This window comes from Acidovorax sp. FG60 (assembly GCF_057808995.1).
Map to the genome: position 1 here is coordinate 217512 of NZ_JBMDJC010000006.1, position 15044 is coordinate 232555.

At 66.9% G+C, this 15044-nt stretch carries 16 protein-coding genes; 10 read left to right on the forward strand and 6 right to left on the reverse strand.

The window, feature by feature from the left end:
• Positions 1–51 precede the first annotated feature (51 nt).
• The 7 genes from ACODS0_RS11470 to ACODS0_RS11500 all read left to right on the forward strand — a co-directional run bounded on the left by ACODS0_RS11470 (position 52) and on the right by ACODS0_RS11500 (position 6316).
• Complete coding sequence (locus ACODS0_RS11470; protein ID WP_056745584.1) at positions 52–963, forward strand: sulfurtransferase; 912 nt, start codon at positions 52–54, stop codon at positions 961–963.
• A gap of 87 nt (positions 964–1050) precedes the next feature.
• Positions 1051–1620, forward strand: a complete 570-nt coding sequence (locus tag ACODS0_RS11475) for an OsmC family protein (RefSeq protein WP_488835004.1) — start codon at positions 1051–1053, stop codon at positions 1618–1620.
• Between the two features lie 43 nt (positions 1621–1663).
• Entirely contained in the window at positions 1664–2821 is a 1158-nt protein-coding gene (locus tag ACODS0_RS11480; RefSeq protein ID WP_488835006.1) for an acyl-CoA dehydrogenase family protein, read from the forward strand.
• Positions 2818–4143 (forward strand): FAD-dependent oxidoreductase, encoded by a 1326-nt coding sequence (locus ACODS0_RS11485; RefSeq protein WP_488835008.1) that lies wholly within the window; start codon positions 2818–2820, stop codon positions 4141–4143. Before ACODS0_RS11480 ends, ACODS0_RS11485 begins: the two co-directional genes overlap by 4 nt.
• 152 nt (positions 4144–4295) lie before the next feature.
• Entirely contained in the window at positions 4296–4874 is a 579-nt protein-coding gene (locus ACODS0_RS11490) for a DUF3455 domain-containing protein (protein ID WP_066789470.1), read from the forward strand.
• A 108-nt stretch (positions 4875–4982) separates the two neighbouring features.
• Positions 4983–5549 carry a sigma-70 family RNA polymerase sigma factor gene (locus ACODS0_RS11495; RefSeq protein ID WP_488835011.1) on the forward strand — a complete coding sequence of 189 codons (567 nt, stop codon included), beginning with the start codon at positions 4983–4985 and terminating at the stop codon, positions 5547–5549.
• Positions 5546–6316 (forward strand): anti-sigma factor, encoded by a 771-nt coding sequence (locus ACODS0_RS11500; RefSeq protein ID WP_488835013.1) that lies wholly within the window; start codon positions 5546–5548, stop codon positions 6314–6316. The genes ACODS0_RS11495 and ACODS0_RS11500 overlap by 4 nt, the downstream gene beginning before the upstream one ends.
• A gap of 134 nt (positions 6317–6450) precedes the next feature.
• Here ACODS0_RS11500 and cynS read toward each other — a convergent pair whose 3' ends face one another.
• The 6 genes from cynS to ACODS0_RS11530 form a co-directional block, all read right to left on the reverse strand.
• On the reverse strand, positions 6451–6894 hold the full coding sequence (cynS, locus tag ACODS0_RS11505) for a cyanase (RefSeq protein ID WP_008905293.1): 444 nt from the start codon (positions 6892–6894) through the stop codon (positions 6451–6453).
• 113 nt (positions 6895–7007) lie between these two features.
• Entirely contained in the window at positions 7008–7883 is an 876-nt protein-coding gene (locus ACODS0_RS11510) for an ABC transporter ATP-binding protein (RefSeq protein ID WP_060985504.1), read from the reverse strand.
• Positions 7873–8739: a nitrate ABC transporter permease gene (gene ntrB / locus ACODS0_RS11515; RefSeq protein ID WP_488835016.1), complete on the reverse strand. Its 867-nt coding sequence runs from the start codon at positions 8737–8739 to the stop codon at positions 7873–7875. Before ntrB ends, ACODS0_RS11510 begins: the two co-directional genes overlap by 11 nt.
• 1 nt (position 8740) lies before the next feature.
• On the reverse strand, positions 8741–10147 hold the full coding sequence (locus ACODS0_RS11520; RefSeq protein WP_488835018.1) for a CmpA/NrtA family ABC transporter substrate-binding protein: 1407 nt from the start codon (positions 10145–10147) through the stop codon (positions 8741–8743).
• A gap of 146 nt (positions 10148–10293) precedes the next feature.
• On the reverse strand, positions 10294–10989 hold the full coding sequence (locus ACODS0_RS11525; protein ID WP_066783585.1) for a response regulator: 696 nt from the start codon (positions 10987–10989) through the stop codon (positions 10294–10296).
• Positions 10986–12194 (reverse strand): sensor histidine kinase, encoded by a 1209-nt coding sequence (locus ACODS0_RS11530; RefSeq protein ID WP_488835021.1) that lies wholly within the window; start codon positions 12192–12194, stop codon positions 10986–10988. Before ACODS0_RS11530 ends, ACODS0_RS11525 begins: the two co-directional genes overlap by 4 nt.
• A 90-nt stretch (positions 12195–12284) precedes the next feature.
• On the opposite strand from ACODS0_RS11530, the gene ACODS0_RS11535 reads away from it, so the two are divergent.
• Genes ACODS0_RS11535 through ACODS0_RS11545 form a run of 3 tightly spaced genes read left to right on the forward strand, consistent with a single transcriptional unit; the run spans position 12285 to position 15018 of the window.
• Positions 12285–13136, forward strand: a complete 852-nt coding sequence (locus tag ACODS0_RS11535; protein ID WP_488835022.1) for an ABC transporter permease — start codon at positions 12285–12287, stop codon at positions 13134–13136.
• Positions 13133–13669: a hypothetical protein gene (locus tag ACODS0_RS11540; protein ID WP_488835024.1), complete on the forward strand. Its 537-nt coding sequence runs from the start codon at positions 13133–13135 to the stop codon at positions 13667–13669. Before ACODS0_RS11535 ends, ACODS0_RS11540 begins: the two co-directional genes overlap by 4 nt.
• The gene (locus ACODS0_RS11545; RefSeq protein WP_488835083.1) at positions 13666–15018 is read left to right on the forward strand and encodes a GAF domain-containing protein; all 1353 of its coding nucleotides are present in this window, start codon (positions 13666–13668) and stop codon (positions 15016–15018) included. The genes ACODS0_RS11540 and ACODS0_RS11545 overlap by 4 nt, the downstream gene beginning before the upstream one ends.
• The last annotated feature ends 26 nt before the right edge of the window (positions 15019–15044 follow it).

Here is a 15044-nt window from a genome sequence, read left to right on the forward strand (position 1 = left end):
TGCGATAAGGAGGGCAGGCATCCCGCCCACCACCGCACCGAAAGGTTTTCCATGAGCACCGTGACCGCCACCGCCTCCGACGCCGTCCTCATCTCACCCACCCAGCTGTTGGCCCTGCAAGCCGCAGAACCTGTGGTGCTGATCGACACCCGCGACGCCGACACCTACGCCCTGGGGCACATCCCCGGCGCGGTGAACCTGCGCGAAACCTTCACGTACCTGGCCACCTCCACGCCCCAAGGCCTGCAGGAGCTGAAAGACACCTTTGCCGCGCACCTGGGCGCCATCGGCCTGTCGGGCGCCGAGACGGCCGTGTTCTATGAAGATGCGCTCAACAGCGGCTACGGCCAGTCCTGCCGGGGCTACTACCTGCTGACCTGGCTGGGCTACCCCAAGGTCAAGGTATTGAATGGCGGCTACTCGGCCTGGAAGGCGGCAGAGCTGCCCGTCTCCACCGAGGCGGTGGTGCCCACGCCCGCCATCTTCCCCACCCAGCTGGCCACCACCGATGTGATGCTGACCAAGGAGGATGTGATCGAGGCCCTGGGCACCGACACCGTGCTGCTGGACGTGCGCGATGTGGACGAGTGGATTGGCGACAGCTCCAGCCCCTATGGCAAGGACTTTGCGCCCCGCAAGGGCCGCCTGCCGGGCGCCAAGTGGCTGGAGTGGTACCGCTTCATGAAGCCCTCGCCCCAGGGTCCGGTGTTCAAGTCGCCCGATGAAGTGCGCGCCGAATGCGCCACGGCGGGCATCAGCCCGGCGGACACGGTGTACCTGTATTGCTTCAAGGGCGCACGCGCGTCCAACACCTTCCTGGCGCTCAAGCAGGCGGGCTTTGCCGATGTGCGCATGTACTTCGGCTCGTGGAACGAATGGTCGCGCGACGACAAGCTGCCGATCGAAAGCGGGCTGCCGCTGGTCAAGTTCCCCAAAAAGCCTGCGCTGGCGCTGGCGGCCTGAGCCCCGTGCGTTGTTGCAGCGGGCATGGCCCGCGGCGAACCCTGTCCTTCTTTTTTTGCATTCCCTTCTCTTTCTCCAAGGAACACCATGTCCACCGATCTGCTGGAACCCTCTGCCCCTGTCACCACCGTGCACACACACCTGCGCCCCATCGACCGCGACGGGCTGATGGCCTTTGCCGACAAGGGCCGCAACAACCCTGCCAGCCGCGGTACCAACAAGGTCCATACGCTGATGGAGGGGCAGTACCGCTCGCTGAGCTATGTGGGCAACCATGCGCCGGTGGTGGTGGACGAGCCCCTGCACCTGTTCGGGCAGGACACGGCGCCGGCTCCGGGCGAAATCGTGCTGTCGGGCCTGGGCGGCTGCCTGGCCGTGGGCATCACGGCCGTGGCCACCTGGAAGCAGGTCAAGCTCAGCAAGATCGAGGTCTTCATGGAAGGCGACATCGGTAACCCGGCCGCCTGGGGTGCGGGTGGTGCATTGCAGAAGACGCCGCCGGAGATGGGATTTCAGGCGATCCGCGTGAAGGTGCTGGTGGAGGGCGATGCACCGCGCGAGGTACTGGACGAGATCGTGCAGCACGCCAACTTCTACTCGCCCGTGGCCAACAGCATGCGCAACCCCATCCCCTTCGAGATCAGCCTCGCGGACTAAAGAGCCCCGCCACCGAGCCCGCCCTTCGCACCCAAGGAGCCCCATGAACCCCGCCGACCTCCCTCCCCAACTCCATCTGGACGGCGCCCTGCGGGGCGATGCGCTGCTGGCCGCCGTGCGCCAGATCGCCCAGGGCCCGCTGGCCGCGCAGGTGGAAGCGATTGACCGCACTGGCTACTACCCCTGCGCCGAGCTGCAGCAGCTGGCCGCCGTGGGCGCGATGAGCGCGCACCTGGACAGCACCGCAGGCCCGGCCGACTACGGCCTGGCCATCCGCGCCATGGCCGAAGCCTCGCGCGTGTGCGGCGCCACCGGCTTCATGATGTGGTGCCAGGCGGTGTGCGGGCTGTACCTGCAGCAGTCGGGCAACCCCGCGCTGATGGGCGATGTGCTGCAGCGCCACGCCAGCGGCACGGGTATGGGCGGCACGGCGCTGTCCAACCCCATGAAGAGCTACGCCCAGATCGAAAGCCTGCTGCTCAAGGCCACGCCAGTGGAGGGCGGCTACCTCATCAACGGCACCCTGCCCTGGGTGAGCAACCTGGGGCCTGACCACTACTGCGGCGCGATTGCAGCGGTGGTGGAGGCCGACGGTGCGGCCAGCCAGCGCGAGGTGATGTTTTTGCTGCGCTGCGACGCACCGGGCGTGGAGATGCGCGAATGCCCCAGCTTCTCGGCCATGGAGGGCACGGGCACCTATGCACTGCGGCTCAAGGACCATTTCATCGGCACGGCCGACACCATGGCCGACCCTACGCGTCCTTTCATCGCGCGCATCCGCGCGGCGTTTGTGATGCTGCAATGTGGCATGGCCGTGGGCATCACCCAGGGCGCCATCGACTCGATGTGGGCGGTAGAGGCGCAGCTGGGCCATGTCAATCAGTTCCTGGAAGACCGGCCCGACGCGCTGCAGGCCGAGCTGGATGCACTGACCGCACGCGTCATGCAACTGGCCCAGACGCCGTTCGACACCCGTACCGACTTCTTCATCGATGTGCTGGACGCCCGCGCCCACGGCGCGGAGCTGTGCCTGCGCGCCGCCCAGTCCGCCCTGATGCACCAGGGTGCACGCGGCTACCTCATGAGCTCGGACGTACAGCGGCGCGTGCGCGAGTCGCACTTTGTGGCCATCGTCACGCCCGCCATCAAGCACCTGCGCAAGGAGATCGCCCGGCTCAGCACCGAGGAGATGCCTGCATGACGCCCGCCCTCCCCACCGCCACCACGCCGTCGGTTGCCTCCGAGTTCGTGTTGAGCGCGGCATCGCAGGCGCTGTGCGATGCGTTTGCCGACGCGGCCGCCCAGGCGCCCTGGCAAAGCTACATCTGCAACGCCTGCGGCTACGTCTACCGCGAGGCCGACGGCGACCCGGATGGCGGCCTGCCGCCGGGCACGCGGCTGGCGGACATACCCGACGACTGGGCCTGCCCGCTGTGTGGAGTGACCAAGGCCGATTTTTCTCCGTACGAAGCCCCCACGCTGGAGGCGCTGCGGGCGCAGGCCAGCGCAGCGCCAGCCGCCTCCCTGCGCGTGCGTGGCGAGCCGGGCGTGGTCATCGTCGGCGCGGGCCGTGCAGGCTGGCAACTGGCCGAAACCCTGCGCCAACACAGCGCCACGCTGCCCATCACCCTGGTGACGGCCTGCGCGGGCGACCGGTACGACAAGCCTTTGCTGTCGGTGGCCATGGCGCGCCAGCTGGACCCGCTGGCCCTGGTGTCCGAAACCGGTCGCGATGCGGCGCACCGCCTGGGCGTCACCCTGCTGGCCCACACCCATGCCGTGCGCATCTGCGCCGACACCCGCCAATTGCGCACCACGCGGGGCGTGCTGCGCTACGGCCACCTGGTGCTGGCCCACGGTGCGCAGGCCGCGTTGCCTCCGGGCTTGCCCGCCAGCCTGTGCTGGCGCATCAACCACCTGGACGCCTACCAGCGCCTGCGCCAGCACCTGGGCGACCAGCCCAAGGACGTGCTCATCATCGGCGCGGGCCTGGTCGGCAGTGAGCTGGCCAACGACCTGGCACTGGGCGGCCACCACATCACGCTGCTGGACACGGCCACCGAACCACTGGCGCGCTGGCACGACCAGCAGGCGGGCCCGCAGCTGCTGGACGCCTGGAGGGACCTGTCCATCCGCTTTGAAGGCGGTCTGCAAGTGGAGCAGGTGGAGCGTGTGGGCTCGCGCTACCGGGTCACCACCACCAGCGGGCAACGTTTTGCGGCCGACGAAGTGGTGGTGGCTGCGGGCCTTGTGCCCCCCCAGCGCCTGGCGCAAAGTGCAGGGCTCGATTGGGCCCAGGGCATTGCGGTGGACGCAGGCACGCTGCAAACCAGCGTCCCCCGCATCCACGCACTGGGCGATTGCATCAGCATCAACGGGCAGTGCAGCCGCTATATCGAACCGATTGCCCGGCAGGCGCGCACGCTGGCGGCCGCCATCCTGGGCCAGCCGTCGGCCCCCTATGAGCACCGGGCAGCCGTGGTGCGCGTCAAGACCACCACCCGGCCGTTGACCCTGCATTGACACTGCCCCCGGCACAGGCCGCCGCGCTGCCCGGGCAGGCATCGGAAAAAAATTTTTGCATCTCCTGCATCCAAACGGCGTTTTCGTGGGTAGTACCTCCAGCAGCGCAACTTGCTGCTGTCCTATCAACCCATAGACCAGAGAGAAACGCCATGACCATCCACACGTCTCCCATCTCCCGCCTGCTGCCCCTGACGGGTGCCATTGCCGCCGCCGTGCTGCTGAGCGCCTGCGGTTCGATGATGTCGTCGCCTTCCAAATCCATGTACTCGCAGGACAGCCTGCCCGACAGCATCAAGGTTCCTGCGGGCAACAAGGTGGCGATGGAAACCGTGGGCGTGGGCGAGATTACCTACGAATGCCGCGACAAGGCCAACATGCCCGGCCAGACCGAATGGGTGTTCGTGGGCCCCAAGGCCGTGCTGAATGACCGCAGCGGCAAACAAGTGGGCACCTACTACGGTCCACCGGCGACCTGGGAGTCGAACGACGGCTCCAAGCTCACGGCCACCCAGCTGGCCGTGGCACCATCGGGCACGGGCAACCTGCCCTACCAGCTCGTCAAAGCCAACCCCGCCATGGGCTCCGGCGCCATGACCGGCGTGACCTTCATCCAGCGCGTGGCCTTGAAGGGCGGCGTGGCACCTGCTGCCGCCTGCACCACCGCCAACAAGGGCGAGCGCCAGATCGTGAAGTACCAGGCCGACTACATCTTCTGGAAGGCCGCGTAAACCACGCGCACACAATCCCCTGCGCAGCGGGGGCTACCACCGGGGCGGTGACGGGTTTGCGGCTACGATGCGCCCACCTTTCAGCCACTGCCCCGCTGCCTGCACACCGTGCCCGACACCCCTGGCGATTTTGACTACGAAGCCGCTCTGGCCGCCTGCGCAGCCGGCGACAGGCAGGCCATGCACCGCCTGTACGAGCAGGAGGGCGCACGGCTATTGGGTGTGGCGCTGCGCATCGTGCGCCAGCGCGCGCTGGCCGAGGACATCGTGCACGATGCCTGCGTCAATATCTGGACGCGCGCCGCCAGCTACGACGCGAGCCGGGGCAGCGCACGCGGCTGGATCTACAGCGTGGTACGCAATCTGGCCCTGAACGCCGTGCGCGACGGCAGCCGCCACGTGGATGTGGACGACACCACCCAACAAGCCCTGGAGGCCGACATGTCTGTGCAGGCCCACCACGAGGTCGAGGAAACCTTTGCGCTGAACGCCAGCCTGGGGCGCCTGCAGCATTGCCTGGAGGCCCTGGACCCGGCCCGGCGCAACTGCGTGCTGCACGCTTATGTGGACGGCTGCTCGCACGGCGAAATTGCCGAACGTCTGGGAGCCCCGCTGGGCACCGTGAAAGCATGGATACGGCGCAGCCTGGTATCGCTACGGGAGTGCATGGCATGACCGATGTGCGAACCCCACCGCCTACCCCCTCGCCGGAAGACCTGCATGTGCTGGCTGGCGAGTACGTGCTGGGCACCCTGCCCGCTGCCGACCGCAAGGCCGTCCAGCAACGCCTGCCCGGTGACCGAGCACTGCAGCAGGCGGTGGCCGAATGGGAAGCCCGCCTGCTGCCGCTGACCCAGCTGGCCGAGCCCATCGCGCCGCCCGCCGCCTTGTGGGCGCGCATCGATCAATCGCTGCAAGCAGCCAGCGCACAGCAGGCCGCGCCCCCCGTTACCACGCCACCCCGCGCCGACACCGAGCGCAAGCCGTCCGTCCGCTGGTGGGACCACCTGGGCCTGTGGCGGGCCCTCGCCGGCTCGGGCTTTGCCATGGCGGCGGTGCTCGCGGCAGTGCTCGTCACGCGCACCGCGCCCGTGGCCGCGCCGCCGCAGTTCATGGTGGTGCTGGTCGCGCCGCAAGACAAGGCGCCCGGCTGGGTGGTGCAGGCCAGCTCCCCCCGGCAGATCAGCCTGATTCCGCTGGGCGTGGCCGAAGTGCCCGCCGACAAGGCCCTGGAGTTCTGGACCAAGGCCGATGGCTGGAGCGGCCCCGTGTCGCTGGGCCTGGTGCAGCCCGGTCAGCCCCTGCAGATCCCGCTGGACAAGCTTCCGCCGCTGCAGCCCAACCAGTTGTTCGAGCTGACGCTGGAACCGCCGACAGGCTCGCCGATTGGCAAACCCACGGGTCCCATCCAGTTCATCGGCCGCGCCGTCAAAGTACTCTGACCGCGCCGAGAGGGGGAGCGGCCCATACCAGCGACCGCCGCGCAAGGGCCGCCCCGCCGCGCTGGCGGTGTCCCCCTTCCCGAATTGCGCAGCAATTCGAGAGAAAGGGGGAAGGCGCGAAGCGACTCAGGGGGTTAGTACTGTTTATACGGCAGGAACTTGCCCGACAGGACCACATTCACGCGGTCGCCGTTGGGATTGGCTTCGCGCTGAATGTCCATGCTGAAGTCGATGGCGCTCATGATGCCGTCGCCAAACTCTTCGTGGATCAGCTCCTTGATGGTGGTGCCGTACACGCTCACCACCTCGTACCAGCGGTAGATAAGCGGGTCTGTGGGTACGGGCGTGGGCAGAGAGCCCTTGTAGGGCACCACCTGCAGCCACTTCTGCTCCTCGGCCGTGAGGCCGAAGATCTTGCCGACGATCTTGGCCTGCTCGGGGGTGGCGGTCATCTGGCCCAGGCACAGGGCGGTGGTCCATTCCTTGGACTGGCCGACCTTCTTGGCAATGGCCTCCCATTGCAGGCCCTTGGCGACCTTGGTGCTGATGATCTTTTCGGTAACGTCGTTGCGGTTCATGGTGATGGCTCCTTCGGTTGGATGGGTTTTGGAACGGGGAACAAAAACTTCAGGGTGCAGCCCTCCCTGCCACCCACAAGGGGCAACACGACAGGGCTTGGTTGCTCAGGAATTCAGTGGGCTTTGGCGCGCGTCACCAGGAAGTCCACAATGTGGTTGCGCAGCGCGTAGTAGCCGTCCAGGTGGTGCAGGCTGGTGCGCGTGCGTTCGCGCGGTAGCGGGTTGACCACCACCTCGGCGATGCCACCGGGGCGATAGCCCTCGGGCGTCTCGTTGCCGTTGCTCATCAGCAGGATGCGGTCGGCCAGCAAAATGGCTTCGTCCACATCGTGCGTGATCATGAACACCGTCTGCTGCGTCTGGCGCACGATGGTCATCAGCTCGTCCTGGATGGTGCCGCGCGTGAGCGCATCCAGCGCGCCAAAGGGCTCATCCAACAGCAGCATCTTGGGCTGGATGGAAAACGCGCGCGCAATGCCCACGCGCTGCTTCATGCCGCCCGAGAGCTGCGAAGGCTTCTTGTCGATGGCAGGGCTCAGGCCTACCAGCGCCACGAACTTCTCCACATGCGCATCGACTTGGCTCTTCTTCCAGTCCGGCCAGCGCGACTTCACGGCGAACGCGATGTTCTGGCGCACCGTGAGCCAGGGCATGAGCGCATGGCTCTGAAACACCACGCCCCGGTCCAGGCTGGGCCCGGCCACTTCGCGTCCGTCCATGATGACGGTTCCCGAGGTGGCAGTGTCCAGCCCCGCCAGCACGTTCAGGATGGTGGTCTTGCCGCAGCCCGAGTGGCCGATGATGCAGACGAACTCGCCCTTGTCGAGCGTGAACGACACGTCGGCAAACACGGGTTTGGCGGGTACAAAGGCTTTGCTCAGCCGGTCGATCTGGAGGAAGCCTTGGGTCACGGCAGAGGCCTTTCGTTGCGGTGCGTCAGTGGCAAGAGGGGCTGGAACAGCCGGGCGCTGGGCAACATCACTCCACATAGGTCACCACCTTCTGCAGCTGGCCAAACGCCAGGTCGAGCAACATGCCCACCACGCCGATCACCAGGATGGCGAAGATCACGTTGGTGAGCGACAGGTTGTTCCACTCGTTCCACACGAAGTAGCCGATGCCGGTGCCGCCCACCAGCATCTCGGCGGCCACGATCACCAGCCACGCAATGCCCATGCTGATGCGCATGCCCGTGAGGATGGTGGGCGCTGCGGCAGGCAGGATCACCAGGAACGCCTTGCGCAGCGGGTTCACTTCCAGCGTGGCCGACACGTTGAGCCAGTCGCGCTTGACCGAGGCCACACCAAACGCCGTGTTCACCAGCATGGGCCACACCGAGCAGATGAAGATCACAAAGATGCCCGAGATGGATGAGTCCTTGATGGTGTAGAGCGCGAGCGGCATCCACGCCAGCGGGCTGATGGGCTTGAGCACCTGGATGAACGGGTCGAACGCGCGGCGCAGCAGCGGCGACATGCCGATGATGAAGCCGAGCGGGATCGCCACCAGGCAGGCCAGGCCAAAGCCCAGCGCCACGCGGCCCAGCGAGTGCGCCAGCTGGATGGCGATGCCCTTGTCGTTGGGACCGTTGTCGTAGAACGGGTTGGACAGGTGGCCCCACACCGTGCTGCCCATCGCACCCAGCGTGGGAAAGCCACCGCTCTTGGATGCGCCCGGGTCCTTGCCCATCATCTTGGCGTACTCGATCTGCTCGGCCGTCATGCCCGCCGTGCCGCCACCGCCGCCGGAAGACGACGTGGCCACGTACCAGATGCCTAGCAGCGTGAGGAAGATGAGCACGGACAGCAGGCCCGCGCGCAGGTTGAGGTTTTTGGCGGCAGTCATGTCATGCCGCCTTGCGGATGGGGAAGCTCTTGGCGTACTCGGCCGCCTTCGCCGCATCGAACTCGCGCCCCATGATCTTGAACTTGGGGTACGCGCCGTCGGGCACCTTCTGGTCCAGCGCCTTCATCTGCTTTTTCGCGTCGGTGATGAGGAACACCTTCTCGGCGATCTGCTTGTAGTCCACATCACCCTTGATGTAGCCCCAGCGCTGCATCTGCGTGAGCATCCACACGGCCATGCTCTGCCAGGGCATGGGGTCGAAGTCTGCGCGATCGGGCACGTTCTGGATCTTGCCCAGCCCGTCGGCGAACTTGCCGGTGAGCACCTGGTTGATCACGGCCTCAGGCTGGTTCAGGTAGGCCTGTGGCGCAATCACCTTGGCGATCAGCTCGCGGTTCTTGGGGTCGCGCGCCATGGCGGCCGAGGTGAGCACCGCGCGGTACAGCGCGGCAAAGGTGTTGGGGTTCTTCTGGATGAACTCGGTGCTGGTGCCAAAGGCGCAACAGGGGTGGCCGTTCCACAGGTCCTTGGTGAGCAGGTGGATGAAGCCAACCTCCTCGAACACGGCGCGCTGGTTGAACGGATCGGGGCCCAGGAAGCCATCGATATTGCCCGCGCGCAGGTTGGCCACCATCTCGGCCGGTGGCACCACGCGCAGTTGCACGTCAGTGTCGGGGTTCAGGCCCGCCTCGGCCAGGTAGTAGCGCAGCAGGAAGTTGTGCATGCTGTACTCGAACGGAATCGCGAACTTGAAGCCCTTCCAGTTCTTGGGGTCGCGGTTGTCCTTGTGCTTGAGGGCGAGCGTGATGGCCTGGCCGTTCACGTTCTGGATGGTGGCCACGTTCATCGGCGTGGCGTTGGAGCCCAGACCCATGGAGATCGCGAGCGGCATCGGGCTCAGGAAGTGCGTGGCGTCGTACTCCTTGTTGATCATCTTGTCGCGGATCAGCGCCCAGCCTGCTGTCTTGGTGACTTCGACATTCAGGCCCTGCTTGCTGTAGAAGCCCAGCGGGTGGGCCATGATCAGCGGCGTGGCGCAGGTGATCGGGATGAAGCCGATCTTGAGGTTGGTCTTCTCCAGCGCGCCCTGTTTCTCTTGCGCCATGGCCTGCAGGCTGGCCACCGGCAACACGCTGGCAATGGCCGCCATGGCTGTGCCCTTGCCCACGGCCTTGAGGAAACGGCGGCGCACCGCGTCTTGCGGAAACAGCGCCTTGACCAGCGTGGCTTCGATGAACTCGTTGCTGTAAAGCTCGAACTCGCGGGTCTCGCTGCGCTGGCGCAGGGTGGCTGCAGCGGCATCGGCAGAGACCTCGGCATGGTGGTCGGCCACCGTGTGGTCGCGGCCACAGCTGCATTTCAGCATCAACGGGCGGTCGGCATCGTAGGGCGAGAAGAATTCGGACATGGCACACCTCGAAGAAGTTGGTGCCAGGCGTTACGCAAAGCGCGGGCCAGTTTTTGCCGGTGCCGGCCCGCTGTCATGAATTCGTGGGTGTGGTGTCTACAGCGTGTAGGGCCAGCACTACAAATCGGGCATGTAGCGCCCGCAAATCACTCGGCAGGCGCGCCGCGCGCCAGCAGCGCCAGCTCCACGTCATTGCGCGCGCCGGTCTTTTCGAGGATGCGGGCGCGGTAGGTGCTCACCGTGTTGGGCGCGAGCTTGAGCTGCGCACCAATTTCGCTCACGCTCTGCCCGGCCGTGAGCAGACGGAACACCTGATGCTCTCGATAGGAGAGCGCGTCTACTCCAGCGGGCGCGCCCTGCTGGGCGGCGCGCACCACCCCGGTGCGCTCCACGGCGCCCGCCAGGGCTTGCGCCGTGGCCTCGGTCAGGTAGCGCCCGCCTGCCGCCACCTTGCGCACGGCGGCCACCATGTCGTCGGGGTCGGCGCTTTTGTGCAGGTAGCCCGCTGCGCCCATCTGGATGCAGCGCACCGCGTACTGCCGCTCGGGGTAGGTGCTGAGCATCAGCACCGGCAGCGCGGGCCAGGCCTTGCGCAGCGCCTGCAGCACTTCAAGGCCATCCATGCCCGGCATGGCGATGTCCAGCAGTACCAGGTCCAGCCCGGGTGCTCCCGTGCGCCCCTGCAGCGCAGTAACCTGCTCCAGCACCTCGCTGCCCTGGGTGGCTTCAGCCACCACGGTGATCTCGGGCGCACCGTTGGCGGGGTCGCCCAGCACCTGCTTGAGCCCCTCCCGCACGATGCGGTGGTCGTCTCCGATCAATACGCGAACCACGGAATTCATGACAGCTCCAGAGGAATCAGCAATTGCAGGCACGAGCCCTGCCCCGGCTCGCTGGTGATAGTCAGCTGGCCTCCCAGCTGCCGCGCCCGTTCGCGCATGCCCATCACCCCATAGGCGGTGGGCGCATCCAGGGCCTGGCGGGTGGCGCCTACGCCGTTGTCACGCACGCGCAGCTGCAGCACATCGTCCTGCACGTCGATGGCAATGTCGATGGCGCTGGCCTGCGCGTGGCGGCCCACATTGCTCAGCATCTCCTGGAAGATTCGGAACACGGCGATGGCTGCGGGCTCAGGCAAGTGCAGGGTGGCAGGCACCTCCATGTGCCACGCCAGCTCCAGCTCGGCCGACTGCACGAACTCCTGCGCCTGCCACTCCAGCGCCGCCCACAGGCCCTGGTGGTCCAGGATGCTGGGGCGCAGGTCGGTGATGATGCGGCCCACGTTGTCCACGGCGTTTTCGATCAGGCGGCTCATGTTCTGGCACTTGCAGCGCATCTGGGTGCGCATGTCGCCTGCGGCCTCGGGCGTGCGCTCGCCCTGCTCGCCCAGGCGCTTGTGCAGCCAGTTGACATCCATCTTCAGCGCCACCAGCAGGCTGCCCAGCTCGTCGTGCACCTCGCGGGCGATGCGGGTGCGTTCGTCTTCGCGCACCTGCTCTGAGTAGGCCGACAGCTCACGCAGCTGTGCCAGTGCCTGCGACAGCTCCTGGGTGCGCGCGGCCACGCGGCGCTCCAGCTCGTCATTGGCGCGGGCCAGGTCGTCGTGCGCGCGCTGCAGCTCGTCGGCGGCGCGTTTGCGGCTGGTGATGTCCACAAAGGCGATCACGGCGCCGTGCACCTGGTCGCCCTCCAGGATGGGGTGGCTGGAATACTCCACGGCAAACGCCGAGCCATCGCGGCGCCAGAACACCTCGGTGTCCACCCGGCAAGGCAGGCCCTGGCGGAACGCGTTGAAGATGGGGCAGTCGCTGTCGGCATACGGGCTGCCGTCGGGGTGGCTGTGGTGGGTGAGCGCGTGCATGTTGCGGCCCATCACCTCATCGGCCGCAAAGCCCAGCATCTGCGCGCCCGCCCGGTTGATGAACACGCAGTTGCCCGCCAGGTCGATGCCAAACACGCCCTCGCCCGTAGACTCCAGCAGCAGCCCCAGGCGGTTTTGCCAGAGGGCACTGGCACCGGCAGGCAGGTTCAGGACATGGGTGGGCATGGCAGCTCCCAAGCAATGGACGTGCCCAGTGGGCGGGCAGGAACACATCGGGGACTGTGCGCCCGACCGCCAACATCGCACAATAAGCGGATGCAAACCGTTACCCCGTCCTCCGTGGCCACCGTGGCCCCGCCTCCGCCGTCGGTGTGGCGCCCGCCCAGCCTGTCCGTGCGCTGGTGGCCCGTGTTCCTGCGCAACCTGCTGGTCTGGCGCAAGCTGGCGATCCCCAGCCTGGTAGGCAATATTGCCGAGCCGCTGATGTGGCTGGTGGCCTTTGGCTACGGCATGGGGGCCCTGGTGGGGCAGGTGAACGTGGGCGGCGCGGCGGGCGACACCAAGGTGCCCTACATCCTGTTCCTGGCCAGCGGCTCCATCTGCATGAGCGCCATGAACGCGGCCAGCTTCGAGGCGCTGTACTCGGCCTTCTCGCGCATGCATGTGCAAAAGACCTGGGACGGCATCATGAACGCGCCGGTGAGCCTCGACGATGTGGTGCTGGCCGAGATGCTGTGGGCCGCGTTCAAGGCGCTGTTCACCGTCACCGCCATCCTCGGCGTGATGCTGGCCCTCTCCATCAGCCACAGCCCCAAGCTGTTGGTGGCCTGGCCGGTGCTGCTGTTCGTGGGGGTGATGTTCTCCAGCATCGCGCTCATCTTCAATGCGCTGGCCAAGGGGTATGACTTTTTTACCTACTACTTCACGCTGGTGCTCACGCCCATGATGTTTCTCTCGGGCGTGTTCTTCCCGCGCGAGCAGCTGCCTCCCATCGTGCGCGCCATCTCCGACTGGCTGCCGCTGACCAACGCGGTCGAGCTGGTGCGCCCGCTGTTCATGGACCAGTGGCCTGCCCACCCGCTGCGCCATGGCCTGGTGCTGGTGGTGACCACCGTGGTGGCCTTCTGGGTGGCCCTGGCCCTGACCCGCAAGCGCTTCAAGGCATGACCGCACTGCTCGGCTCCAGCCATATCGCCATGGTGGCCAAAGGCGTGTCAGCCATCGTGGCGTCACGCGACGCGGCCCTGCGGCCGAGCATCATGCGGGCCGTGGGCAGCCACATCAGCGACGATGGGCAGGAGGTCACGGTGTACCTGCGGAGCAGCCAGTCTGAACAATTGCTGCAGGACATTGCGCACACTGGAGAGATTGCCGTGGTGTTCAGCGTGCCGTCCACCCACCAGACGCTGCAGCTCAAGGCCCGCCGGGCCACGCAGCGCCCGGCCCATGACGGTGACCTGCCGGTGTTGCAGGCCTACCTGCAGTCCATGGTGCAGGAGGTGGGCCAGGTCGGCTACGGGCCGCAGTATGTGGGCGCCATGCTGGCGGCACCGCTGCAGGATGTGGTGGCCGTGAGCTTCACGCCCACCAGCGCGTTCGACCAGACACCGGGCCCGCGCGCCGGCGCGGAGTTGTGTTCGCCACCCACATCACCCTCACCACCTACGCCGCAGCCCTCACCACCTACGCCGCAGCCATGAGCACCGCAGCGCCGTCCCTGCACAGCATCCGCCCCTGCCTGGAGGGTGCGATTCCCGCCATCATGGCCACCTGTGACCCCGACGGCACACCCAACGTGGCCTACATCTCGCAGGTGGTCTATGTGGATGCGGGGCATGTGGCGCTGTCGTTCCAGTTCTTCAACAAGACCCGCCAGAACATCCTGCGCAACCCGCGTGCGTCCGTGCTGGTGCTGGACCCGCTCACCGCCCACTTCTACCGCCTGCACCTGCTGTACGAACGCACCGAGGACAGTGGCCCGGTGTTCGAGAGCATGCGCGCGCAGCTGGCGGGTATTGCGTCGCATGCGGGCATGGCCGAGGTGTTTGAGCTCAAAGGGGCCGACATCTACGCTGTGGAGCGCATCGAATCGGTGGCCGGCGAAGGCCTGCCGGCACCGACGCCACGTTCTGGCTTGCTGCACACGCTGCGCCTGTGCAGCGAAAGCATCGCGCGCTGCTCGGGGCTGGACGAGTTGCTGCAAGGCGCGCTGCAGGGCCTGCAGGACAAGCTGGGCATCCAGCACGCCATGGTGCTGATGCTGGACGCCAGCGCCCAACAGCTCTACACGGTGGCCAGCTGCGGCTATGCCACATCGGGCGTGGGTTCAGAAATCCGGCTGGGGCAGGGAGTGATCGGCATGGCTGCGCGCGAGCGCACGCCGGTGCGCATCAGCCACATGACGCACGCCGCCCTGTACAGCCATGCCATCCGCGAAAGCATGGACGCGCATGCCGCACCCGATGCGCCCCCGTTGCGCGGCCTGGACATCCCTTACCCCGGCCTGCCAGAGCCGCACAGCCAGGTGGCGGTGCCGCTGCTGTCGGCCGGACGCCTGCTGGGAGTGCTGTTTGCCGAGAGCCCCGAGGACATGCGCTTTGGTTTCGAGGATGAAGACCTGCTGGTGGCCATTGCGGGCCAGCTGGCCGCCGCCATCGACCTGCTGCAGGCCGCGCCCGATACGCCCGAGCCGCTGCCTACTCCAACAGCGGCACCGCCGGTGAGCGGCAGCGCGCTGCGGGTGCGCCACTTTGCGGCCAACGACAGCGTGTTCATCAACGACGACTATTTGATCAAGGGCGTGGCGGGCGCCATTGTCTGGAAGCTGCTGCGCGACCACCAGCACACCGGGCGCGTGGACTTCACCAACCGCGAGCTGCGGCTGGACCCCGCCCTGCGCCTGCCCGATGTGGCCGACAACCTGGAGGCCCGCCTGCTATTGCTGCAGCGCCGCCTGCAGGAGAACTGCCCGCACATCCACATCGAAAAAACAGGGCGCGGGCGCTTTCGGCTGTGCGTGCTGCGCCCTGTGGTGCTGGAAGACGCCTGACGCCTTCACGCCACTGATTTCTCCAA

Bases quoted from the DNA above. Each gene is read 5' to 3' on its own strand.
- ACODS0_RS11470 (WP_056745584.1), top strand. From the start codon at position 52: ATGAGCACCGTGACCGCCACCGCCTCCGACGCCGTCCTCATCTCACCC.
- ACODS0_RS11475 (WP_488835004.1), top strand. From the start codon at position 1,051: ATGTCCACCGATCTGCTGGAACCCTCTGCCCCTGTCACCACCGTGCAC.
- ACODS0_RS11480 (WP_488835006.1), top strand. From the start codon at position 1,664: ATGAACCCCGCCGACCTCCCTCCCCAACTCCATCTGGACGGCGCCCTG.
- ACODS0_RS11485 (WP_488835008.1), top strand. From the start codon at position 2,818: ATGACGCCCGCCCTCCCCACCGCCACCACGCCGTCGGTTGCCTCCGAG.
- ACODS0_RS11490 (WP_066789470.1), top strand. From the start codon at position 4,296: ATGACCATCCACACGTCTCCCATCTCCCGCCTGCTGCCCCTGACGGGT.
- ACODS0_RS11500 (WP_488835013.1), top strand. From the start codon at position 5,546: ATGACCGATGTGCGAACCCCACCGCCTACCCCCTCGCCGGAAGACCTG.
- cynS (WP_008905293.1), bottom strand. From the start codon at position 6,894: ATGAACCGCAACGACGTTACCGAAAAGATCATCAGCACCAAGGTCGCC.
- ACODS0_RS11510 (WP_060985504.1), bottom strand. From the start codon at position 7,883: ATGTGGAGTGATGTTGCCCAGCGCCCGGCTGTTCCAGCCCCTCTTGCC.
- ntrB (WP_488835016.1), bottom strand. From the start codon at position 8,739: ATGACTGCCGCCAAAAACCTCAACCTGCGCGCGGGCCTGCTGTCCGTG.
- ACODS0_RS11520 (WP_488835018.1), bottom strand. From the start codon at position 10,147: ATGTCCGAATTCTTCTCGCCCTACGATGCCGACCGCCCGTTGATGCTG.
- ACODS0_RS11525 (WP_066783585.1), bottom strand. From the start codon at position 10,989: ATGAATTCCGTGGTTCGCGTATTGATCGGAGACGACCACCGCATCGTG.
- ACODS0_RS11530 (WP_488835021.1), bottom strand. From the start codon at position 12,194: ATGCCCACCCATGTCCTGAACCTGCCTGCCGGTGCCAGTGCCCTCTGG.
- ACODS0_RS11535 (WP_488835022.1), top strand. From the start codon at position 12,285: ATGCAAACCGTTACCCCGTCCTCCGTGGCCACCGTGGCCCCGCCTCCG.
- ACODS0_RS11540 (WP_488835024.1), top strand. From the start codon at position 13,133: ATGACCGCACTGCTCGGCTCCAGCCATATCGCCATGGTGGCCAAAGGC.
- ACODS0_RS11545 (WP_488835083.1), top strand. From the start codon at position 13,666: ATGAGCACCGCAGCGCCGTCCCTGCACAGCATCCGCCCCTGCCTGGAG.